General features: G+C 60.2%; 17 protein-coding genes and 4 pseudogenes. 16 read left to right on the top strand and 5 right to left on the bottom strand.

Translation table 11 applies throughout. The annotated features are described in order from the left end of the window. Positions 1-326 precede the first annotated feature (326 nt). Positions 327-854 (bottom strand): hypothetical protein, encoded by a 528-nt coding sequence (locus tag JFT87_RS16260; protein ID WP_201202782.1) that lies wholly within the window; start codon positions 852-854, stop codon positions 327-329. Between the two features lie 180 nt (positions 855-1,034). Then, positions 1,035-1,321: pseudogene (locus tag JFT87_RS16255) on the bottom strand (hypothetical protein). Between the two features lie 152 nt (positions 1,322-1,473). Here JFT87_RS16255 and JFT87_RS16250 point away from each other — a divergent pair. Together JFT87_RS16250 and JFT87_RS16245 are read left to right on the top strand one after the other, a co-directional pair. Further along, positions 1,474-2,309, top strand: a pseudogene (locus JFT87_RS16250) (AraC family ligand binding domain-containing protein). A 56-nt stretch (positions 2,310-2,365) separates the two neighbouring features. Continuing rightward, a complete protein-coding gene (locus JFT87_RS16245) occupies positions 2,366-2,962 on the top strand; it encodes a LysE family translocator (protein WP_201202780.1) in 597 nt (198 codons plus the stop codon). A 214-nt stretch (positions 2,963-3,176) separates the two neighbouring features. Here the strand turns inward: JFT87_RS16245 and JFT87_RS16240 are convergent, their stop codons facing one another. After that, a complete protein-coding gene (locus tag JFT87_RS16240; RefSeq protein WP_201202777.1) occupies positions 3,177-3,950 on the bottom strand; it encodes an AraC family transcriptional regulator in 774 nt (257 codons plus the stop codon). A gap of 279 nt (positions 3,951-4,229) precedes the next feature. On the opposite strand from JFT87_RS16240, the gene JFT87_RS16235 reads away from it, so the two are divergent. From JFT87_RS16235 to JFT87_RS16215, 5 genes are all read left to right on the top strand, one after another. After that, positions 4,230-5,876 (top strand): APC family permease, encoded by a 1,647-nt coding sequence (locus tag JFT87_RS16235; RefSeq protein ID WP_201202775.1) that lies wholly within the window; start codon positions 4,230-4,232, stop codon positions 5,874-5,876. A 30-nt stretch (positions 5,877-5,906) separates the two neighbouring features. Continuing rightward, on the top strand, positions 5,907-6,833 hold the full coding sequence (locus JFT87_RS16230; RefSeq protein ID WP_201202773.1) for a 4-hydroxyproline epimerase: 927 nt from the start codon (positions 5,907-5,909) through the stop codon (positions 6,831-6,833). Positions 6,834-6,889: 56 nt separating this feature from the next. Further along, on the top strand, positions 6,890-7,837 hold the full coding sequence (locus JFT87_RS16225) for a dihydrodipicolinate synthase family protein (RefSeq protein ID WP_201202771.1): 948 nt from the start codon (positions 6,890-6,892) through the stop codon (positions 7,835-7,837). A gap of 72 nt (positions 7,838-7,909) precedes the next feature. Beyond that, positions 7,910-9,499, top strand: coding sequence for an aldehyde dehydrogenase (NADP(+)) (locus tag JFT87_RS16220; protein WP_201202769.1), 1,590 nt, complete (start codon positions 7,910-7,912; stop codon positions 9,497-9,499). Further along, positions 9,492-10,766, top strand: coding sequence for an NAD(P)/FAD-dependent oxidoreductase (locus JFT87_RS16215; protein WP_201202767.1), 1,275 nt, complete (start codon positions 9,492-9,494; stop codon positions 10,764-10,766). The genes JFT87_RS16220 and JFT87_RS16215 overlap by 8 nt, the downstream gene beginning before the upstream one ends. A gap of 109 nt (positions 10,767-10,875) precedes the next feature. Here the strand turns inward: JFT87_RS16215 and JFT87_RS16210 are convergent, their stop codons facing one another. Continuing rightward, the gene (locus JFT87_RS16210; RefSeq protein WP_201202765.1) at positions 10,876-11,805 is read right to left on the bottom strand and encodes a Gfo/Idh/MocA family protein; all 930 of its coding nucleotides are present in this window, start codon (positions 11,803-11,805) and stop codon (positions 10,876-10,878) included. 187 nt (positions 11,806-11,992) lie between these two features. On the opposite strand from JFT87_RS16210, the gene JFT87_RS16205 reads away from it, so the two are divergent. From JFT87_RS16205 to JFT87_RS16185, 5 genes and pseudogenes are all read left to right on the top strand, one after another. After that, the gene (locus JFT87_RS16205; protein ID WP_201202763.1) at positions 11,993-13,042 is read left to right on the top strand and encodes an NAD(P)-dependent alcohol dehydrogenase; all 1,050 of its coding nucleotides are present in this window, start codon (positions 11,993-11,995) and stop codon (positions 13,040-13,042) included. A 145-nt stretch (positions 13,043-13,187) separates the two neighbouring features. Continuing rightward, positions 13,188-13,925 carry a tRNA (adenine(22)-N(1))-methyltransferase gene (locus tag JFT87_RS16200; RefSeq protein WP_342367177.1) on the top strand — a complete coding sequence of 246 codons (738 nt, stop codon included), beginning with the start codon at positions 13,188-13,190 and terminating at the stop codon, positions 13,923-13,925. Positions 13,926-14,094: 169 nt separating this feature from the next. After that, positions 14,095-14,600: pseudogene (locus JFT87_RS16195) on the top strand (sigma-70 family RNA polymerase sigma factor). Beyond that, positions 14,597-15,565: a FecR domain-containing protein gene (locus JFT87_RS16190; RefSeq protein ID WP_201202760.1), complete on the top strand. Its 969-nt coding sequence runs from the start codon at positions 14,597-14,599 to the stop codon at positions 15,563-15,565. The pseudogene JFT87_RS16195 and the gene JFT87_RS16190 overlap by 4 nt, the downstream one beginning before the upstream one ends. 100 nt (positions 15,566-15,665) lie before the next feature. Beyond that, positions 15,666-18,104: a TonB-dependent siderophore receptor gene (locus tag JFT87_RS16185; protein ID WP_201202757.1), complete on the top strand. Its 2,439-nt coding sequence runs from the start codon at positions 15,666-15,668 to the stop codon at positions 18,102-18,104. Positions 18,105-18,158: 54 nt separating this feature from the next. Here JFT87_RS16185 and JFT87_RS16180 read toward each other — a convergent pair whose 3' ends face one another. Then, positions 18,159-18,743 carry a TetR/AcrR family transcriptional regulator gene (locus JFT87_RS16180; RefSeq protein ID WP_201202756.1) on the bottom strand — a complete coding sequence of 195 codons (585 nt, stop codon included), beginning with the start codon at positions 18,741-18,743 and terminating at the stop codon, positions 18,159-18,161. Between the two features lie 209 nt (positions 18,744-18,952). Between JFT87_RS16180 and JFT87_RS16175 the strand changes: the two genes are divergently transcribed. From JFT87_RS16175 to JFT87_RS28850, 4 genes and pseudogenes are all read left to right on the top strand, one after another. After that, on the top strand, positions 18,953-19,630 hold the full coding sequence (locus tag JFT87_RS16175) for a type 1 glutamine amidotransferase domain-containing protein (protein WP_201202755.1): 678 nt from the start codon (positions 18,953-18,955) through the stop codon (positions 19,628-19,630). Between the two features lie 118 nt (positions 19,631-19,748). Next, positions 19,749-20,873, top strand: a complete 1,125-nt coding sequence (locus tag JFT87_RS16170) for an alkene reductase (protein ID WP_201202754.1) — start codon at positions 19,749-19,751, stop codon at positions 20,871-20,873. A 406-nt stretch (positions 20,874-21,279) separates the two neighbouring features. After that, complete coding sequence (locus JFT87_RS16165; protein WP_201202752.1) at positions 21,280-21,822, top strand: DUF3833 domain-containing protein; 543 nt, start codon at positions 21,280-21,282, stop codon at positions 21,820-21,822. 109 nt (positions 21,823-21,931) lie between these two features. Beyond that, positions 21,932-22,551 (top strand): annotated as a pseudogene (locus JFT87_RS28850) (cryptochrome/photolyase family protein); the annotation flags it as partial. Positions 22,552-22,597 lie beyond the last annotated feature (46 nt).

The following is a 22,597-nucleotide window of genomic DNA, read 5'->3' as shown; positions in this document are numbered from 1 at the left end:
AGGCAACGTCAAAAGATCGCAGCCTTCGGCAGCTCCTACAGGGGGTGCGATAAGCGCCGGTGAGCAGATTTTGGCGTCGATCGCGTTGTTGCAGGCGATGGCCGCGGTGGAGCGTTTGGCCCCTTCGCGGGCAAGCCTTGCTCCTACTGTGGGAGCAAGGCTTGCCCGCGAAAGCGTTTGCCCGATCACCCGTCTTTCAAGGCACTGGACACAAATCCCGACCCACATTGATCGCAGTAAAACCCGTCAACCAGTTGCTGCAGAGGCGCTGCTGATCGATCCCTTACTGATTAAAACGACTTCGCCATCAAACACCGGCAAACGGACTATTTTTCCAACGGCAGAAATCGCAGGCAGGGAAATCCCGTTCTCATGCGCAGTTGCTGGATGGGCTGGACACTTTCTTTGTCGCCCGTTTTCTGCACTACAGCGATCCCGCAGTATTGCTGGTCGTATTTGAAAACAGGAATGAGACCTGGCTTGGTTTCACTCCAGGAACCGGACTTCACCAGGTAAGTCGCGCCGGCCTGCGGCGTGAAAGCAAACGGTATCTGGCATTGAGTGCCACCCACGACATTGCGATACATGAGGACAAGCTCTTGGTTCGCGGCGATTTTTGATTCAATGAAGTCACCGTTGTAGGGCAACGGCGTATACCCGGCGTAGCAGGTCTTTTCGCTGAAAGTGATGGCGTCCAGCGAGGTGCCGCGATCGTATTTCAAACGAACGGTTGCAGAAGGCTCACCCTCACGCGGGAATTCATATTGCTTGCCCATGAAAAACGAAGTGCAGCCATTCAGCGCAAACGTTGCGGCCAGGAGTACACCCCAGCCCATCTTGTGAAAACCGTACATCAACTGCTCCCTGATAATTTCGGATCTCCTTCCAATAGCAGGAGCCGGACGTTATTCAACTGTTGTCTTATGGTCTGACTCGGCTGAATGCGCAAAAACCTTAATGTTGCAGGCGTTTACCCTCGAGATAGACTGATCCGGGCTGCTGCCGTTCTGAAACACGCTCTGGCATGCCAAGGATTATTTGCACTTGGCCAATACCACCTGACACGTGTTGGGCGTGCCCCCGGAGCGCCCGGCGTAGCGGATGCAGTTGTTCAGTGACTTCTGCCGCGCAATGCTCAGGCTGGCCCCCAGGCGAGGCCGCCCTCGCCCACCGTTGGCAACGCCTTGGCGTAGCAGCTGTCGCCGACGCCTGAGGGCGGATAATGTTTGCGGCTGGAGCAACCCGCGGTCAGGGTCACGCTGAGGGCGGCCAGGGTTAACGCAAGCCATGGCGAGCATCGGTGTTGCAGTGTGCCGATCATCGCGTTTCACCTGGTGCTTGAGGGTTTTGACCTGTGGAGTCTAGCCGCTTGGGCTTGGCTATCTGCACAAATCTTCTAAACGCCGGCGCCATTGCGCGGTATTTTAGCGGGCCGTACCGTTCAACGTTGCACCCTGATTTCTGGAGCTTTCCGTGGATAAACGCAACTGGATCGAGCTGTCCCAGGATGTCGATACCGGGATTGAATCGATTCGCGCGCATTTTCAGGGGCATGCCTACGACCCGCATTGGCATGACAGCTTTCTCGTGGGCGTCACAGAGCAAGGCGTGCAGCAATTCAATTGTCGCCGTGTGCGCCATCGCAGCACGCCGGGCAATGTCTTTCTGCTGGAACCGGGGAGATCCACGATGGGCATGCGCCGACCGAGGACGGCTTTACTTATTCGATGCTCTACCTCGATCCGCACTGGCTGGAGCGCGAACTGCATGCGCTGTTCGAGGATGCACCGGCCGACAGCCAGCCCGGTTTTGCCGATACGCTGAGTCAGGATCCACGCCTTTCCACGGCCATTGCTCAAGCCTTCCACGCCTTGCATGACGACGATTTACGCATCGTCCGTCAGACCGCCATCGACGGCCTGCTGGGCGCGCTCACCCGCCATCTCGATTGGCGCAAACGTCAGGATTTCGATCCGCGCCTACCCTTGATCGCTCAGGTTGCGCGCGATTATCTGCACGCGCACGCCTACGAGGACATTGGTCTGGATGACCTGGCACGGGTTTGCGGGGTGGATCGTTTTCGATTGACCCGCGCCTTCAAGGCAGCCTTTGGCCTGGCGCCGCATGCTTACCTGATCCAGTTGCGCCTGGCCAAGGCCCGGCAGTTGCTCGCGCGCGGGGATTCACCGGCGCAGGTTGCCAGCGTGCTCGGCTTTGCCGATCAGAGTCACTTGGGGCGCTGGTTTCGACGTGCCTATCAACTGACGCCGGCGGACTACCGCAAGCGCTGCTCAAACCTTCCAGACTGATGCGCCGCGACTGACGATCATGGCTCCCTGTTTCTGACTTTCAGGGAATCTGCATCATGGCCTCGTTACTGCCCTTTCTGTTGTTTGCTTTCGTTGCGTCGATCACACCGGGGCCGACCAACATTCTGGTGCTGAGCCACAGTTCGCGCCAAGGATTGCTCGCCACGCTGCCGATCATTTTTACTGCATGCGCGGCGGCGGCACTGATTGTGCTGGTGGTTGGGCTCGGTGCCGGCGAGACGCTGCTGCGGTTTCCGCGCGTACAGCAAGCCATGGCTTGGGGCGGTGTGCTCTGGTTGAGTTGGCTGGCCTGGCAGATCTTCCGCAGTGCACCGCCTTCGCTGGACCCTGCGCTTGCGCAAGATCAAGGCATCAGCGTGATTGGCGCTGCGCTTTTGCAATTGGTCAATCCCAAGGTGTGGCTGATGGCTGTGGCCGTGGTCAGCGTGTTTGTCGGCGGCGGTGACAAGACGCTGCGGCTGCTGGTGTTGTCGCTGGCCTTTCTGTTGGTGTCGCTGCCGTGCATGACGTTCTGGGCGCTGCTGGGTGTTGGCAGTGCGCGGCTGTTCGGCACACCGCAGGCGTTCAAGCGGATGAATGCAGGGCTGGCGCTGTTACTGTTGCTGTCGGCATGGCTCACCGTCCTCGCCTGAAATCCCGACTGTAGGAGCTGCCGCAGGCTGCGATCTGTTGATCTTGAGCTTGAAAAAACAAGATCAAAAGATCGCAGCCTGCGGCAGCTCCTACAGGGGCGTTCCAGTGGTTTCAATCACCCTCACAACCGCGATCCCGATAGCTGGTTTTGTCGAACGCGGGAAAGTCGCGCTTCATCGATTCAATACTTTTTATCGCTTACATAGGAGGCCATCAGTGCCCCGTGGCCTGACGGTATTGGCGTGGGGTGAAGCCGGTCGAGGCTTTGAACTGGCGGGTGAACGCACTGTGGTCGGTATATCCGCACTGCAACGCAACATCAGTGATCGGAATATCGGTATGGAGCAAACGATGCGCATGCTCCAGCCGAACCTTTTGGATCATCTGCCGGGGCGTCAGGTGGAACACGCGCTTGCAGTATCTTTCCAGTTGGGCCACTGAAATACCGGCAATCCGTGTCAGTTCGCCCAGGGTGACGCGGCGGTTGAAATTGGCGCGGATGTATTCGTCGACGGCGGCCAGGCGCTGGTAGGCTGGGTGCGTGTCGCTGGCCGATTGCAGGTCAACCGAGATCCCTGCGAGGCCGATGATTACACCGTTGCGGTTGTACAGCGGCCGTTTGTGCGTCAGGCACCAACCGGGTTCTCGACTTCCGTACAAGTGCAGCTCGAGTTGGTCTTCCAGGACCAGGCCTTGCTCCAGAACACGTCGATCCTGTTCGGTATAGCCAGGCCCCAACTGCGCTGGAAAAACCTCGGCACTGGTTTTTCCGAGCAAGGGTTGCAGCTGTTTCAATCCACATCGATGAACCAGGGTGCGATTGGCCATGACGTAACGCGCCTGGGTATCTTTGATAAAGATCGCGGCATTCGGAATCACATCCAGCATGGGCAACAGCAGTGCCACGCCCGCCAGTAATTCTTCGATGGTTTCAGGGCGACTCTGATCGTTTCCCTGGCACAGGATCGCAAAGGCGTTCTGCGTCATGAATCTCACTCTCCCACTGTCCGCCAGGCGAAAGGCCGCGCCTGTGTCGAGACACCTGCCCATCAGACTGCCCCAAGGTCGACGCACTGTCGAGCTTGCAGCGATGCACCTGAGCACTTGCTGAAATGCGGCAGTGTAGCTCCAGCTCGCCCGTCAAAACTGTGCCGATTTCGTCATCGACATCCACGCAAAACATCAATCGCACGCCTGCTGACGCGTTCAATCTATGGCCATTGCATGCACACCTGCCTATCCAATAACTCACAAGAAGGCGACGCTATGTCAGGCAAAGGCAAGTTCAAAAAACAACTTTCATTGATGGACCTTACGTTCATCGGATTGGGAGCGATCTTCGGTTCCGGCTGGTTGTTCGCGGCCAGTCACGTTTCCGCTATCGCGGGGCCGGCCGGGATCTTTTCCTGGCTGCTGGGCGGTTTTGCCGTCCTGCTGCTGGGCATTGTTTACTGCGAGTTGGGTGCTGCGCTGCCGCGTGCCGGTGGTGTGGTTCGCTACCCGGTTTACTCCCATGGCCCGTTGCTGGGTTACTTGATGGGTTTCATCACGCTGATCGCCTTCACCAGCCTGGTGGCGATCGAAGTTGTTGCCTCTCGCCAGTATGCCGCTGCCTGGTTTCCCGAGCTGACGAAGGTCGGTTCCAGCGATCCGACGATCATTGGCTGGCTCATGCAGTTCGCCCTGCTCTGCCTGTTCTTCATGCTCAACTATCGCAGTGTGAAGACCTTCGCCATGGCCAATAACCTGGTCAGCGTGTTCAAGTTCATCGTTCCGCTACTGGTGATTGGTGTGCTGTTCACCTTCTTCAAACCGGAAAACCTCCACGCCCAGGGCTTCGCGCCATTCGGTCTGTCGGGCGTCGAGATGGCGGTGTCTGCTGGTGGCGTCATCTTCGCTTACCTCGGGTTGACGCCGATCATCTCGGTGGCCAGTGAAGTGAAGAATCCACAACGGACCATTCCGATTGCACTGATCTTGTCCGTGCTGCTTTCCACCTTGATTTATGTGTTGTTGCAAGTGGCTTTCCTCGGCGGCGTGCCGACCGAAATGTTGGCCAACGGCTGGGCTGGCGTTGCCAAGGAATTGTCCCTGCCGTATCGCGACATTGCCCTGGCACTCGGCGTGGGTTGGTTGGCCTATCTGGTGGTCGCCGACGCGGTGATCTCCCCCAGCGGTTGCGGCAACATCTACATGAACGCTACACCGCGAGTGATCTACGGCTGGGCGCAAACCGGCACGTTCTTCAAGGTGTTCACCCGCATTGACGAAAAGTCCGGCATCCCGCGCCCGGCGCTGTGGCTGACCTTTGCCTTATCGGTGTTCTGGACCCTGCCCTTCCCTTCCTGGGAAGCCCTGATCAACGTCGTCTCCGCCGCGCTGGTGTTGAGCTATGCCGTCGCTCCGGTGTCGGTGGCAGCACTGCGCCGCAATGCGCCAGATATGCCGCGTCCGTTCCGGGTGAAGTGGATGGGCGTACTCGGTCCACTGTCGTTCGTGATCGCCGCGCTGATCGTTTACTGGTCGGGTTGGGACACCGTGTCCTGGCTACTTGGCCTGCAGATCCTGATGTTCGTGGTCTACCTGTTGTGCGGTCGCTTCGTCCCGACTCAACACCTCAGCCTCGCCCAGCAAATCCGCTCATCCGCGTGGCTGATCGGTTTCTACGCCGTGACCATCGTGCTGTCCAAACTCGGCAGTTTTGGTGGCCTGGGCGTGCTCAGTCATCCCTTCGACACCGTGGTCGTGGCGGCCTTCGCGTTGGGGATTTATTGCTGGGGCGCAGCCACCGGCGTGCCGGCGCATCTGGTTCGTCTGGAAGACGAGGACGATGAAAGCGAAGCCGAGCTTCCACAGACAAGCATCCCATCAGGCCAACGCCCGGTGAGTGCGCGCACCCAGGCTTCTTCCTGACATTCAGGCTCTCGTCTAAAGGATAGGTTTATGAAAAAAGTCCATGTCATTGACTCCCACACCGGCGGCGAACCGACTCGGTTGGTGATGCAAGGCTTTCCACAGTTGCCGGGCCAGACCATGGTCGAAAAGCGCGATGCCCTGCGCGATCAGCATGATCAATGGCGTCGCGCCTGCCTGCTGGAACCCCGTGGCAACGATGTACTGGTCGGCGCGTTGTACTGCGAACCGGTCTCGCCGGATGCCACTTGCGGCGTGATTTTCTTCAACAACGCCGGCTATCTGGGCATGTGCGGTCACGGCACCATTGGCTTGGTCAACTCATTGCACTACCTGGGGCACATCGCTCCGGGTGTGCACAAGATCGACACACCGGTCGGGCCGGTCGATGCCACGTTGCATGAAGACGGCACCGTGACTCTGCGCAATGTGCCTGCCTACCGTTATCGCCAACAGGTGCCGGTCGAAGTGCCAGGACACGGCCGCGTGTACGGCGACATCGCCTGGGGCGGTAACTGGTTCTTCCTGGTTTCCGATCACGGGCAAGCCTTGCAACTCGACAACGTCGAGGCTCTCACCGAATACACCTGGGCGATGCTCAAGGCCCTGGAAGCCCAGGGCATTCACGGTGAAGACGGCGCCCTCATCGACCATGTCGAACTGTTTGCCGACGACGATCAGGCCGACAGCCGCAACTTCGTCATGTGCCCGGGCAAGGCCTACGACCGCTCGCCCTGCGGCACCGGCACCAGCGCCAAACTGGCATGCCTGGCGGCCGACGGAAAACTGGCCGCCGGTGAGTCTTGGGTACAAGCGAGCATCACCGCCAGCCAGTTCATCGGCAGTTACGAATGGGAAGGCGAGCGCGTCCGCCCGTTCATTACCGGCCAGGCTTTTATGACCGCCGACAGCACCCTGCTGATCGACGAACAAGATCCCTTCGCGTGGGGCATTTGAGCGGCCACGCGGCACTTCACCTTAAATAAATTTGAATGCTTCAAGGAGTGACAACGATGAGCGACAACATTTTCACTGGCTGCATCCCTGCACTGATGACCCCTTGCACCGCCGAGCGCAAGCCGGACTTTGACGCGCTGGTGGCCAAGGGTCGCGAACTGATCGACATCGGCATGAGTGCGGTCGTGTACTGCGGCTCCATGGGTGACTGGCCGCTGCTCACCGAAGCCGAGCGTCAGGAAGGTGTGGCACGTCTGGTCGCTGCGGGCATTCCGACCATCGTTGGTACCGGTGCCGTGAACAGCCGCGAGGCGATTTCCCACGCGGCACATGCGGCCAAAGTCGGCGCCCATGGCCTGATGGTGATTCCCCGCGTGCTGTCCCGGGGCGCCTCGCCAGCCGCGCAAAAAGCCCACTTCGGCGCCATTCTGAACGCCGCGCCAAAGCTGCCGTCGGTGATCTACAACAGCCCTTATTACGGCTTCGCCACCCGCGCCGATTTGTTCTTTGAACTGCGCCGCGAACACCCGAACCTGATCGGCTTCAAAGAGTTCGGCGGTGCCGCCGACTTGCGCTACGCCGCCGAGAACATCACGTCCCAGGACGACAACGTCACGCTGATGGTCGGCGTCGATACTCAAGTGGTCCATGGCTTCGTCAACTGCAACGCCACCGGTGCGATTACCGGCATCGGCAACGCCCTGCCACGGGAAGTGCTGCAACTGGTGGCCCTGAGCAAGCAAGCGGCCAAAGGCGATGCCAAGGCCCGACGTCTGGCCCGGGAGCTGGAATCTGCACTGGCCGTGCTGTCGTCGTTCGATGAAGGCTGCGACCTGGTGCTCTATTACAAGCACTTGATGGTGCTCAATGGCGACAAGGAATACACCCTACATTTCAACGAGACCGATGTGCTGAGCGATGCCCAGCGTCATTACGCCGAGAACCAGTACGCGCTGTTCCGCCAGTGGTACAAAAACTGGTCGGCAGAACAGAACGTCGCCTGATCGCTTCAGCTCTCCCTGCCGTGAATCTCGCCGATTCACGGCGGGCACTACTTTCTTCATCAGGAATACACCATGACTCTGACGGGCCACATGCTGATCGGGCAGAACTCTGTCGCAGGCAATCGCCAAGCCATTCGCGGGATCAACCCGGCCACGGATACCGCACTGGAACCGGCGTATGCCGGCGGAGCGGCCGAGCATGTCGACCAAGCCTGCGCTTTGGCCTGGACAGCGTTCGACGCTTATCGCGAGACAACCCTGAATGTCCGCGCTGAATTTCTTGAAAGCATTGCCGTGGAAATAGAAGCCCTCGGTGATGAGCTGATTGATCGTGCCATGGCCGAAACCGGTCTGCCGCGCCTGCGTTTGCTGGGTGAAAGAGGTCGTACCTGCCAGCAACTGCGGATGTTTGCTCGCACCGTTCGGGCCGGAGAATGGCTGGACGTGCGCGTCGACGCGGCGTTACCGGAGCGCCAGCCGCTGCCGCGCCCGGACCTGCGTCAGCGTCAAATTCCGCTGGGGCCGGTGGCCGTATTTGGCGCGAGCAATTTTCCGCTGGCCTTCTCCGTTGCCGGCGGTGACACCGCTTCGGCCTTGGCCGCCGGTTGCCCGGTGATCGTCAAGGCCCACGGTGCTCACCCCGGCACCAGCGAACTGGTTGGCCGCGCGGTGGCTCGTGCCGTGAAAAAATGTGGCCTGCACGAAGGTGTGTTTTCGCTGTTGTTCGGCTCTGGACGCGAAGTGGGTATCGCCTTGGTCACCGACCCGCGCATCAAGGCTGTGGGCTTCACCGGTTCGCGCAGTGGCGGCATCGCTTTGTGCAAGGCAGCTCAGGCGCGGCCCGAGCCGATTCCGGTGTATGCGGAAATGAGTTCGATCAACCCGGTGTTGCTGTTTCCGGCGGCCCTGCACACCCGAGGCGAAACGCTGGCGCAGGGCTTCGTCGCCTCCCTGACTCAGGGTGCCGGCCAGTTCTGCACCAATCCAGGTTTGCTGATCGCTCGCAAGGGGCCGGCGCTGGACACCTTTATCGCGGCAGTTGCCGAACGGGTTCTCGGCAGCCCGGCGCAGACTATGCTCACCCCGGGGATTTTCAACGCCTATGAATCGGCGGTGAATGCACTGGCCGAGAATCCTCGGGCGCAGGTGGCTGCCAGCGGCCAGTTGGGTAGCGGCCCGAACCAATGTCAGGCCCATGTATTCGTCACCGAAGCCGTCGATTTTCTTGCAGATCATCATCTGCAAGGCGAGGCGTTTGGCGCCGCCTCGCTGGTCGTGCAATGCGCCAGTGACGAGGAGATCAGGCAAGTCACCGAGCATTTGGAAGGCCAATTGACCGCAACCCTGCATCTGGACGACGCCGATCTGGACAGCGCCAGGGCATTGCTGCCGGTGCTCGAGCGCAAGGCCGGACGCCTGTTGGTCAACGGCTGGCCGACCGGGGTTGAGGTATGTGATGCCATGGTCCATGGCGGCCCCTACCCAGCCACTTCCGACTCACGCACAACCTCGGTCGGCACCGCCGCCATCCTGCGGTTCCTGCGCCCGGTCTGCTACCAGGACTTTCCTGACACTTTGTTGCCTGCAGCGCTCAAACACAGTAATCCGCTGCAACTGCGGCGCCTGCTCGATGGCCAAAGAGAAGCCCAGGACAATGTCTAATCACCACAGCCACGACACTGCTGACATTGCCGTGGTCGGCGCCGGGATTATCGGCGTTGCGTGCGCCCTACGGCTGGCACGCCAAGGTCTGCGAGTGGTCGTAATCGATCAGCAGGAGCCGGGTCACGGCGCCTCGTTCGGCAACGCCGGGCATCTGGCGACTGAACAGGTATTTCCCATCGCGGACCTGTCCATCCTCAAACGCCTGCCCGGCATGCTCATGGACCCCATGGGCCCGCTGCGGCTGGACTGGAAATACATGCCGCGCGCGTTGCCGTGGTTCACGCGCCTGTTGTTGAACCTGCGTCCGGCGCCCTTCCAACGCACCGTCGCCGGCCTGCGCGCACTCAACGAGAGCAGCCTTAGCGCCTGGCAGCGGTTGTTGGCGGACATTGCTCGCCCCGATTTGCTGAGAGAAGACGGCTCTTTGCTGGTGTTCGAGCGGCCCGAATCGCGTCAGGCGATCGAAGCACTGCAAGCACGTATGCGCCAACAGGAAGTTCCGGTCGACTACTGGCAGGCCGAGGCCATCCGCGCGAAGGCCCCGCAACTCAGCGAGCGGGTCCAGGGCGGACTGTTCTTCCCGCGCACCGGCCACTTCATTGACCCATATCGCGTGGTGTGTGAACTGGTCGAAGCGGCAAGGGCGAGCGGCGTGAGTTTTGTCCAGCAGCCGGTCAAGGGTGGCCATGTGCAGGAGCACGGCGTTTCGTTGATCACCGGCAACGGTGGCTTGTTGGCTAAACGCGTGCTGATTGCCTGTGGTGCCCATTCGGCAAAACTCACCGCCGCGCTGACCGGCAAGCAAGTCCCGCTGGACACCGAGCGCGGTTATCACCTGATGCTGCCACAGGAACATGATCGCCTGCCCTTCCCCGTCACTTCGCTGGAGCGCAAGTTCATCATGACGCCAATGTCCGAAGGCTTGCGGCTGGCGGGCACGGTCGAATTCGCCGGGCTGGAGAAACCACCGAGTATGGAGCGCGCGTGGCAGTTGCATCGGTTGAGTCAGGGCTTGTTTCGCCAGGATCTCAGCGCCGAAGCAGCGACACCGTGGATGGGCTTTCGCCCGTCGTTGCCGGATTCATTGCCGGTGATTGACCAAGTGTGTGGGGGCAAGGTGTTGCTTGCGTTTGGTCATCAGCATCTGGGGCTGACGCAGGCGGCGGTGACGGCGGAGATGGTGGTGGGGATGGTTTTTCCGACGGTAGAAAGCCGCAAAAGTGCTTTGCCGAGCAGCGAGCGTTACAGGCTTGATCGCTTCTGAAATCGCCCTGTAGGTGCTGCGGCACGCTGCGATCTTTTGATCCTGAAATAAAGATCAAAAGATCGCAGCGTGCCGCAGCTCCTACAGGGTTATGTGCACGGCGTTGTGTTCAGGCGTCGAAGAACGGCTCAACCAACGCCCGACTGCCGACAAAAAAGCTATCGGCAACCAGTCGCAGCGGTTGGAGGTCCAGGTCACTGGTTTTGTCGGCAATCAGCTGTTGAAAATGTCGATACACCGCCGCGTACTCGCCCTCCTCCGAGACGGCTTGGCGCACCCCGTCAATACTCAGCAGTGCGCCGCCGTTGTCCAGTCGCAGGATGCCTTCGGTGCAGCGAATTTCGATGCTCCAGAGTTCATCATGACCGTGGTCGAAATCAAACTCCGCGCGGACATCGAGGTGGCGCGCGTCAGACATCTTGATGGAAGCGGCAATAGGCGACTGGCAGTTGCCGGGGACTCGCAGTTCGGCAGACTCAACGAACAGCGGCAGCGCCAATAGATGGGTTGCAATCGACAAGGCATTGATACCGGGATCGAAGACGCCCAGGCCGCCGGGTTGCCAGATCCATGTCTGGCCGGGGTGCCACTTGCGCACGTCTTCCTTCCAGTCGATCTGCACGCTTTGCAGGGTGCGGCTGGCCAGCCAGTCACGGGCCGCTTCGATGCCGGGCGCGTAGCGTGAATGCCAGGCGAACAAACCGCTGACGCCCTGCTCCCCGACCTGATTCACCAGTGCCATCGCTTCACCCAAGGTGGCGCACGGCGGTTTTTCTACCAGCACGTGTTTACCAGCGGCCAGCGCTTGCTGCACCAGAGCGAATCGTCCTTGCGGCGGAGTGCAAAACGCAATCGCATCGACCTGCGGGCCGTTTTCCAGCAGCTCGCTCAAAGACTGAAAGTTCTCAACCCCGGCGCAGGGCTGCCCTTGGGTTGCGACAGACACCAACTGGAACGCAGGGTTGGCGTTGATAGCGGGGACGTGTTGATCCTGGGCAATCTTGCCGTAGCCCACCAGACCGAGACGGATCGGTTGCATCAATGACTCCTGATTTGATTTTGTTTTAGTCAGAACCGGCAGATTACCTGCAAACAGGGCGAGCGTCTGTCGGCGCAACGTCACAAGGTCTCGCAGGATCAGGCAAGGATTGCACAGGAATGCACTACTGCACGCGTGGGCAAAACCCCAAGAATGTTCCCACGACAAACCGATTGAGGACGTTCCCATGCTTGTACAAGCCTACGGTGCCCACGCTGGCGATAAACCCCTGGAACCCATGCAGATCGAGCGTCGCGCGCCGGCAGCCCATGACGTGCAGATCGATATCGCGTTCTGCGGCATCTGCCACTCGGACCTGCATCAGGTCCGCGCCGAATGGGCTGGCACGCAATTTCCTTGCGTTCCGGGTCACGAAATTGTTGGTCGCGTCTCGGCCGTCGGTGTGCACGTGGCGGATTACAAGGTTGGCGATCTGGTCGGTGTCGGTTGCATCGTCGACAGCTGCAAACACTGCGACGACTGCGAAAGCGGTCTGGAAAACTACTGCGACGGCATGATCGGTACCTACAACTTTCCGACCCCGGACGCACCGGGCTGGACGCTCGGCGGCTACGCACAAAACATCGTCGTGCACGAACGCTACGTGCTGCGCATCCGCCACCCCGAAGCGCAACTGGCGGCCGTTGCTCCACTGCTGTGCGCGGGTATCACTACCTACTCGCCGCTGCGTCACTGGAACGCCGGGCCGGGCAAGAAAGTCGGCGTGGTCGGCATCGGTGGCCTCGGTCATATGGGCATCAAACTGGCGCATGCCCTGGGCGCGCATGTCGTGGCCTTTACCACTTCCGAATCCAAGCGCGACGCGGCAAAAGCGTTGGGTGCCGATGAGGTAGTGGTGTCGCGCAATGCCGAGGAAATGGCCGTGCACGCGAAGAGTTTCGATTTGATCCTCAACACCGTCGCGGCACCGCACGATCTCGATGCCTTCCTCGTGCTGCTCAAGCGCGATGGCGCACTGACGCTGGTCGGCGCGCCGGCCACTTCGCATCCATCGCCGAACGTGTTCAACCTAATCATGAAGCGGCGCACGATTGCCGGGTCAATGATCGGCGGCATTGCCGAGACACAGGAGATGCTCGACTTCTGTGCCGAGCACGGCATCGTCTCGGACATCGAACTGATCCGCGCCGAGCAGATCAACGACGCCTACGAGCGCATGCTCAAGGGCGACGTGAAGTATCGCTTTGTGATCGACAACGCCACCCTCGCGGGCTGACCGCACAAGCCCTTTGGCAGCAAGGAGCTGCCAATGGGCAGACTCGATTCTGTCGCCGGGATTTGACATGCCCGGCGTTGCTCGACAAAGTCGCACCCCTTTGCGGCCGCAAATGCCGCAGGTTTGTGTTGAGCAGGGGTTGCCGTTGAACGAACAGACATTGTCCATGCGCCTGGAGCGTGTGGCTGCGCACGTGCCAGCTGGCGCACGGCTGGCCGATATCGGCTCGGATCACGGCTATCTGCCGGTGGCACTGATGCGCCGGGGTGTCATTGCAGCTGCGGTGGCTGGCGAAGTGGCGTTGACGCCGTTCCGCTCGGCCGAACGCACCGTGCGCGAGAACGGCCTGGACCAGCAGATCACCGTGCGCCTGGGCAATGGCCTGGCGGCGATCGAGCCGGGCGACGGGATCACGGCGATCAGCATCTGCGGCATGGGCGGCGAAACGATCCGCGACATCCTCGACAACGGTAAATCGCGCCTGAGCGGCCAGGAGCGGCTGATCCTGCAGCCCAACGGCGGCGAGCAGCCACTGCGCCAATGGCTGATGGAAAATGGCTACCGCATCCTCTGCGAGGAACTGCTGCGGGAAAACCGCTTCGACTACGAAATCATCGTCGCCGAGCGCGCAGCAGCGGTGATGTACACCGCCGAGGAACTGTACTTCGGCCCGCTGCAAATGCAGGCACGCAGCCCAGTGTTCCTGGCCAAGTGGCAGCGCATCCTGCGCGAGAAGCAGAAGACCCTGACCAACTTCGCCCGGGCGCGGCAGGCCGTGCCCGAGGAAAAGGTGCAAGACATCGCCCGGCAAGCACAGTGGATCAGCGAATTGTTGACGAGCACCGCCTCCATTGCCGTTGTTGAACAGTCGCCAGCCTTGTAGGAGCAAGGCTTGCCCGCGAAGGCGACAGCAGGCACAACATCGCCACGTCAGAGATACCGCGTTCGCGAGCAAGCTCGGTTCCTACAGGGTGTGGTTTGAACATTGCGCTGGCTCTGGCGACACAGGTAGTATTGAGAGAGATTCTCACTAACATCTGGAAAGCCCACCAGTGCAATCTCCCCCGTCCAGCAAGCTGGGATTCTTTTTCAGCGACCATCACCGTTGGCTGCTGCAACACATCAATCGCCAGGTACGCAATCACGCGGACGCCGAGGACACTGCCGCCGATACGTTTTGCCAATTGCTGGTGGCTCGCGTCGATCCGGACTCCATCGAACAACCGCGCGCGTACCTGTCGACCATTGCGCGGCGGCTGATCTTCGACCGTCATCGCCGACGCAAACTGGAACTTGCTTACATTGAGCGGTTGTCTGCGTTGCCGGAGGTGCTGGTGCCCTCCCCGAAGAACAACTGCAATTGATTGAAGCACTGGTCGCCATCGACCGGGCGATCGACGGTTTGCCATTGATCGTCAAAGCCACGTTCCTCTACAGCCAACTGGATGGCCTGAGCTACGTGGCGATTGCGCAAAAACTCGGGCTGTCGGAGCGCACGGTCAGCCGCTACATGAAACAGGCGTTGCGTCAGTGCTACCTGTGCGAAATGGCCTCATGAGCAAGCCGCGCCTCGATCCGGTCAGCGAGCAAGCCATCGACTGGATGGTCGCACTGCGCGCGGGTACGCCTGACGCCGCCCTGCAGGAGCGCTTCAACGCCTGGCTGGCGAGCGATCGTGCTCACCGTCAGGCGTGGGACAAACTGCACGAACGCCTTGGCGCTTCGTTCAATACGGTTCGCGCGCTGGATCGGCGCTTGCCCGGTCAGGCCGGCGAAGCCCGTCAGGTGTTATTGCAGCCAAACGCTTCGCGCCGCGACGCCTTGCGCGTGATTGCCGGCCTCGGCTTGCTTGGCGGCAGCCTGTGGCTTGGCAGCAAAAGCCATTTCGGTGAGTCGCTGCTGGCCGATCTGCACACCGGACGTGGCCAGCGTCAGAATTTCAATTTGAGCGATGGCAGCCGCCTGAGCCTCAACGCCGACAGCGCGGTGGATCTGCGTTTCGATGGCCAGCAACGCATGGTCATTCTGCGCCACGGCGAACTGGTGATCGACGTCGCACCCGACCCGAGCCGACCGCTGATCGTGCGCACTGCCGAAGGTGACATGCGCGCCTTGGGCACGCGCTTTCTCGTCGCTCAGGAGCAGGACGCCAGCCGTCTGGTGGTGTTGCAGCATTCAGTCGAAGCGCGGTTGTTTGACGGCACCACACAAATCGTCCGCGAAGGTCAGGCCGTTGTCCTCTCCTCGCGCAACATCACCTTTGCCCGCGACGACGAGCGTCGCCGAGCCGAATGGTTGAACGGCAGATTGAATGTGCTCGATGAGTCGCTGGAGCAAGTGGTCGATGCGCTACGCCCCTACCATCGCGGTTTTGTGCGCGTAGCACCTGAGGTGCGCGGTTTGCGCGTGCAGGGCGTGTTCCCGCTCGATGATCCCGAACGAACCTTCGGTGCCCTGGCCGAAACCCTGCCGATTCGTGTGGAACGCTACAGCCCGTGGCTGACGTTGATCGGCAAAAAATGAGCTCGAAAAAATATTTTATGAAAATCGTTCTTGTTTGTGTCCGGTTTTCATTTCTCATCCGACCTATCTCCTGACGCTTTTACAAAAACAGGAGAATGTTGTGTTCAACACGTGGCCCCGTAACCTTTCCGCTGCCGTTGCATTGGCAACGCTGTCGACTTCAGCGCTGGCGCAAGACCTGACGTTCAACCTGCCGGCAGGCCCTCTCGCCAGCACGCTCAATGCCATCGCCGGCCAGAGCGGGCAGATCATTTCGCTGGAGCCGGCACTGGTGCAGGGCAAACGTGCGCCGGCAGTGACCGGCCAAATGCCCGCTGAACAAGCCATGCAGAAAGCGTTGGCGGGCAGCGGTTTGCAGTTGCGCGTGACGGGGCAAGGCAATTTCAGCGTCGAGCCGGCCCGCGATAACAGTGCCGCCGTGCAATTGGACGCGACGAACATCGTCGAACGCAGCTTCGACGCCACCACCGAAGGCTCGGGCTCCTACGCCGCGCGTGCCGTGACCATCGGCAAAGGCACTCATACGCTGAAGGAAATTCCGCAGTCGATCACGGTAATGACCCGCAAACAGATGGATGACCAAGGCCTCACCGATCTCAAGGACGCGGCGAACAAAACCACAGGTCTGGTCGGTGTTCAGGGCGTGGGCAAAGGTATGATCCTCACCTCGCGCGGTTTTCAGATCGATGACTGGCAGTACGACGGCGTGCCGATCCCGCGCAACTTCTATGGCTTGGGCAACTGGGCGACGCAGGATCTGATTTTCTTCGATCGCCTGGAAATTCTCCGTGGCGCATCCGGCCTGCTGCAAGGCACCGGCAGCCCCGGCGGCGCGATCAATCTGGTGCGCAAACGCGGTCAGAATGCGCCGACCGTGACCATTACCGGCAAGGCCGGCTCCTGGGATCACTACGGCCTGCAACTGGATGCCGGTGGCCCGCTGAATTCATCGGGCACCGTACGCGGGCGCTTCGTTGCCGACGAAGACCAGAGCCAGTCGTTCGTCGATTACGAATGGAGCAAAACCCACTCGCTCTACGGCGCACTGGACTTCGATCTGCGCGACGACACTACGCTCGGTCTGGCCATCAGCAACTCTGATGGCGAGTCACGCCCGATGATCCGTGGCCTGCCTCGCTACTCCGACGGCAAGCCGTTGAATGTGCCGCGATCGACCTACGGCGGCGCGCGCTGGAACCATCTGGACATCGACGTCACCACGCTTTACGCCGATCTGGAGCACCGTTTCAACGACGATTGGGCATTCAAGGTCGGCGCAGTGCGCATGGATGAAACCAACAAGGGCAAAAGCCAGCGTCTGCAAACCAGCGGCGACGGTATCAACCCCGATGGCAGCGGCATTCAATACGCGGACTTCGTCACCGATTTCGACTCGACCAAACTCGGTCTCGACATGAATGTCACCGGCCACTTCGAAGCCTTGTCGATGGCCCACGAAGTGATGCTCGGCGGCAACTATTCCAAATACACGTCCGACGACAAATACGCTCGAACCTTTAACACCAACAGCACTGACACGATTTTCGACATCGACCATGACCGGCCGGACATCAGTTACGAAGGGCTACTGAACACACCGGGCGGCCAAGGAACGCCGAGCAAATACGACATTCGCCAAAAGGGCTTGTATGGCAGTTGGCGCGTAAAACCGATCGACTCGCTGACTCTGGTGCTGGGCTCGCGCGTCAGTTGGTTCGACTACAGCTACAAATACGCAACGCAAAGAGCCTTCAGCAATGTGGCGATCCCTCAACCGGAAAGCACCATGAACGAAACCGGCGAAGTCACACCGTATGCCGGTATCGTCTACGACTTGAGCCGCGAATGGGCGGTGTACGCCAGCTACACCGACGTGTTCGAGCCGCAGACCAACCGCACGGCGAGCGGCACGGCGCTCAAACCAGTGGTGGGCAGCAACTACGAAGTCGGCCTCAAGGGCGAATTGCTGGATGGCCGGGTGAATACCTCGCTGGCGCTGTTCCGCTACGACCAGGAGAACCGCGCCATCAACGACCTCGCGTCGGGCATGGTCTGCGGCGGCTGGTACTGCTCCAAGGCATCGGGCAAGGTCCGCAGCCAGGGCTTCGAAGCGGAAGTCGGCGGTGAAGTGGCGCCAGGCTTGCAACTGTCTGGCAGCTACACCTACAACACCACCAAGTTCCTGGAAGACACCGACCTCAAAGGCAAAGTCTTCAGCACCTGGACCCCGAAACACATGGCGCGCCTGTGGGCCGACTACCAGTTCAGCGGCGACTGGGAACGCGTCAGTACAGGCCTTGGTTTCACCACGCAAAGCCATACGCTGGGCTATGAACACACCTACGACGTGGCGGGTTATACCGTCTGGAGCGCTCGCCTCGGCTACCAGTTGAGCAAGGAAATCGGTCTGGCGGTGAACGCCAACAACCTGTTCGACAAGCGCTATTACGCCGCCGCGTACAACCAGCTCAATGGCAACAACAACTTCGGCGATCCGCGCAATGTGATGTTCAGCGTGAAGTACACGCCAGAGTTCTGAGGCGAGCTATCAACGCCGACCTGTCCGCCAGGTCGGCGCTGGGTAGCCATGCGCTCAGGCGCGCAGCAGTCGCCTGGTCATGGCCATCGACGTATTCAAGGATTGCCCCGTACGCTGCAACTTGTTCAGCAAACTGGCGCCCAACCACAGTTGGTACAAGGTTTCCGCCAGTTGCCGGGCATCGCCCTCGGGCAGGCTCTTTTCAGCCTGGCCCTGCTCGATGCATTCGGTGATGCGCGCCACCACTTGTTCGGCGCCATCACGCAAGGTGAGGCGCATCGACTCGGACAAGTCGGCGACTTCGGCACTGAGTTTCACCACCAGACATTCGTCGCCGTGACCTTCCAGGGTGCAGCGATCCTGCCAGCCCTGCCAGTAATCCATCAGCCGTTCATACGCCGTCAGCCCAGGCAACGTCAGGCGTTGCTGCATGTCCGCCAGATAGCCAACGAAGTAATCCGCAAGCAAGGCCTGGCCGTACAGCTCTTTGGATTTGAAGTAGTGATAGAACGAGCCCTTGGGCACGCCGGCGGTTTGCAGGATTTCGTTGAGCCCGACACTGGTGAAGCCCTTCTCGGCCATCATCCGGTGGCCGGTGTCGAGCAAATGTTGGCGAGTATCGTCGTAGGTCGGTTTCATGGGGTGCTGATTACCAAACAATAGACCAGTCGTATATTTCACAGGATGGGAAGTTTGCCACACCTGCCGACGAAAAATCTTCCGATAAAAAAATACTAGACGACTGGTCTAATTGGAAACTATGCTGCGCCCCGTCAACTGAATTCCGGGTGTCGACGCAACGCGAATCCCTCGTGCCGCGATATCACCCAGCCAACCCAGGGTGCTCTATGAAAGTCCTGATGGTTCTAACGTCCCACGATCAATTGGGAAACACCGGTAAGAAAACCGGCTTCTGGCTGGAAGAATTCGCCGCGCCGTATTACACGTTCAAGGACGCCGGTGCCGACGTCACGCTGGTTTCGCCAGCCGGTGGGCAGCCACCACTCGACCCGAAAAGCGATGAGCCCGACGCACAGACGGCTGAAACCGATCGCTTCCGCAATGACCCGGCCGCCCAACAGGCACTGGCCAACACCGGACGCCTGGCCGACGTCAGCGCTGATGATTTCGATGCGGTGTTTTACCCAGGTGGCCACGGCCCGCTGTGGGATCTGGCCGAAGACAAACACTCGATCGCCTTGATCGAAGCCTTCGACCGCAGCAACAAGCCACACGGTTTTGTCTGCCACGCACCGGGCGTATTGCGTCATGTGGTCGGGGCTGATGGCAAACCGTTGATTCAGCATCGCGAAGTCACCGGTTTCACCAATTCCGAAGAAGCGGCGGTCGGCCTGACGGATGTCGTGCCATTCCTGATCGAAGACGAGTTCCAGCGTCTCGGTGGCCGTTACTCGAAAGTCGCCGACTGGCAAGTGCATGTGGTCGCCGATGGGCAACTGGTCACCGGCCAGAACCCTGCCAGTTCCGCCGCCGTTGCCGAAAAACTGCTGAAAATGCTCGGCTGATTATTGGCGCAAGTTTCCGCGAATGACCTTTCACCCGAACGCCGTGTGCGCGTCGCACGGCGTTTTTTTCGCCCGAAAAATAGTCGACTGGTCTAATAAACCACAGACAAGGTACCCCATGAATAACAGCGCTTTCTTCACGCCCGCCACGCTGGGCCTGCACACCCTGCAAAACCGCCTGGTACTGCCGCCGCTGACCCGCTCGCGCAGCACTCAACCCGGCAACATTCCCAACGCCCTGATGGCTGAGTACTACCGTCAGCGCAGCAGCGCCGGCTTGCTCATCACCGAAGGCATCCAGATCGAACCCCGCGGCCAGGGTTACGCCTGGACGCCGGGGATTCATACCCCCGAGCAAATTGCCGGGTGGCGCAAAGTCACCGAGGCTGTGCACGCCGTCGACGGGGTGATTTTCGCCCAGCTCTGGCACGTCGGCCGCGTCTCCCACACCGCGTTGCAACCTGGCGGCGCAGCGCCGGTATCGGCCTCGGCCGTGGCCACCGACCGAGTCAGCGTGTTCATCGAAACCGCGCCGGGTGCCGGTGAATTGGTCGCGCCCTCCGCGCCTCGCGCACTGAGCACCGATGAAGTGCAGGACTTGATTGAGCTTTACGCCCAAGCGGCGCGCAATGCCATGGAAGCCGGTTTCGACGGCGTCGAGTTGCACTGCGCCAATGGTTATCTGGTCAATCAGTTCATCTCCGCCCACAGCAACCAGCGCACCGACGAATACGGCGGCTCGCTGAGCAATCGCCTGCGTTTTTTGCGTGAAGTGGTGGCCGGTGTCGCCGAATGCATCGGCAAAGAAAAAGTCGGCGTGCGTTTCGCGCCGTTGTTCACCACCACCGACGAAGCGCGGACGTATCTGGGCATGGTCGAGGAAGATCCGCACAGCACTTACATCGAAGCCATCAAAGTGCTGGAAGACGTCGGCATTGCTTACCTGTCCATCGCCGAAGCCGATTGGGACAACGCGCCAGCGATGCCACAAACCTTTCGTCAGGCCGTACGCGACACGTTCAGCGGCGCGATCATTTACGCCGGCCGCTACAACGCCGAATCGGGCGCGCAGTTGCTCGACTCAGGCCTGGCCGACTTTGTCGCGTTCGGCCGCCCGTTCATGGCCAACCCGGACCTGCCGGCGCGCATTGCCAATGACTGGCCATTGAATCCGCTGAACCCGGCGACGGTGTACGGCGGCAATGCCGAAGGCTATGTCGATTACCCTGTTTACAGCGCATAACGCAACGATCAAACCGGATCAGTGAATGCTCCCGTCTCGGCGGGAGCCTTGCGTTACATCGCGCAGCAACGTTGTCCCTCCCATTCCTGGGCTTTCCCCAAGCCTCGACCCAGCAAGTGCCCGCCTCCAGAAAAAATTCACACTGCATTGTCAGTTTGATTATTTCGGCCTATCTTTAAAAAACCTATACAAACAGTCACCATATGTACAAGCAGCGCCGACGCCATTGACGGCCAAGGTTGACGGCGAAGGTTGCTCTACGCGCAACATTTCGCGCGATGTCGACTGAAAGTCCTGTCGATTTTGCGCCGCGGACGCCCGGCAAACCTGTACAGAAAAAGCAATCCGTACAATCAACTTCACCCATGTTCACTCCCGCTCAACCGTGTGATCAGAGAGAACCTCCATGACCCGTCTATTGGCTTTACTGGCGCTGGCGCTCAGCCTGACCAGCTGCGGCAGCGTCGATGTCGACCACTACGCCAACCAGCAACCGTCGCTGGATCTGGTGCAGTTCTTCAGCAAGCCTGTCAAAGCCTGGGGGATCTTTCAGAAACGCTCGGGCGAAGTTGCCAAGCGCTTCGAGGTCGACGTCCAGAGCCATCGCGAGGGTAATAATCTGATTCTCGACGAGCGCTTCCTTTACAGCGATGGCACTCGTGAACGTCGCGTCTGGACGCTGACCCCGCAAGGGGATGGCCACTGGCGCGGCCGCGCTGGCGATGTCGTGGGCGAAGCAACGGGGCAAGTGGCCGGCAACGCATTACGTTGGCGCTACCGCCTGAGCCTTCCGGTCGATGGCTCCGTTTATGAGGTGAGCATGGACGACTGGATGTACCTGATGGACGACGACACCCTGATCAATCGCACCAGCATGTCCAAGTTCGGTGTCGAAGTGGGCCAGGTGACGCTGTTTTTCCGCCGCCAGGCCGGGGCAGAACATCAATGAACGATTCGCTCTCCAGGACTCACCTTGATGCACGCCGGAGCAAAGCGCTGCGGCTGCATTTTTTCGCTGACACCTTGTTGATGCACCAGACGTTGCGGGACTCTACCGAATGAACAAAGTTAATCGCTTGTACCTGATCCTCGGCGATCAACTGTCGTTTGACCTCGCCTCGTTGCAGGGGCTCGATCGCGCAAGTGATGCGGTCTTGATGGTCGAGGTCATGGAGGAAGCGAGCCATGTGCCTCACCACCCGCAGAAGATCGTCCTGATCTTCAGCGCCATGCGCCATTTCGCCAAGGCGCTGCAGGCCCGAGGCGTACGCGTCGAGTACGTCACTCTGGAAGACCCGAATAACAGTGGATCGGTGCCGGCTGAATTGCGGCGCTGGCAGGCCCTCCTGCAACCGGCCGAACTGCACGTCACTGAGTGCGGCGACTGGCGCCTGGAGCAGTCTCTCAAGGAGTGCGGTGTAGCCATTGATTGGCACGCCGATACGCGTTTTCTGTGCAGTCGCGCCGAATTCAGCGCGTGGGCGGCCGGCAAAAAACAGCTGCGCATGGAGTTCTTCTACCGTGAGATGCGCCGCAAGAGCCGATTACTGATCAATGGCGACGGTACACCGGTCGGCGGTGCCTGGAACTTTGACGCGGAAAACCGCAAAGCCCTGCCCAAGGGCGTGAAAGCCCCTACCCGGTCGGCTTTACCGCAGACGCCATTACCCGCGAAGTACTCGCGCTGGTCAAACAGCGCTTCAGTCACCACTACGGTGTCGTTG

It is taken from the genome of Pseudomonas sp. TH15 (genome assembly GCF_016651105.1).
Classification (GTDB): Bacteria; Pseudomonadota; Gammaproteobacteria; order Pseudomonadales; family Pseudomonadaceae; genus Aquipseudomonas.
The sequence above is the reverse complement of the archived record's forward strand: the minus strand, read 5'-3'. Positions and strand labels throughout refer to the sequence as shown.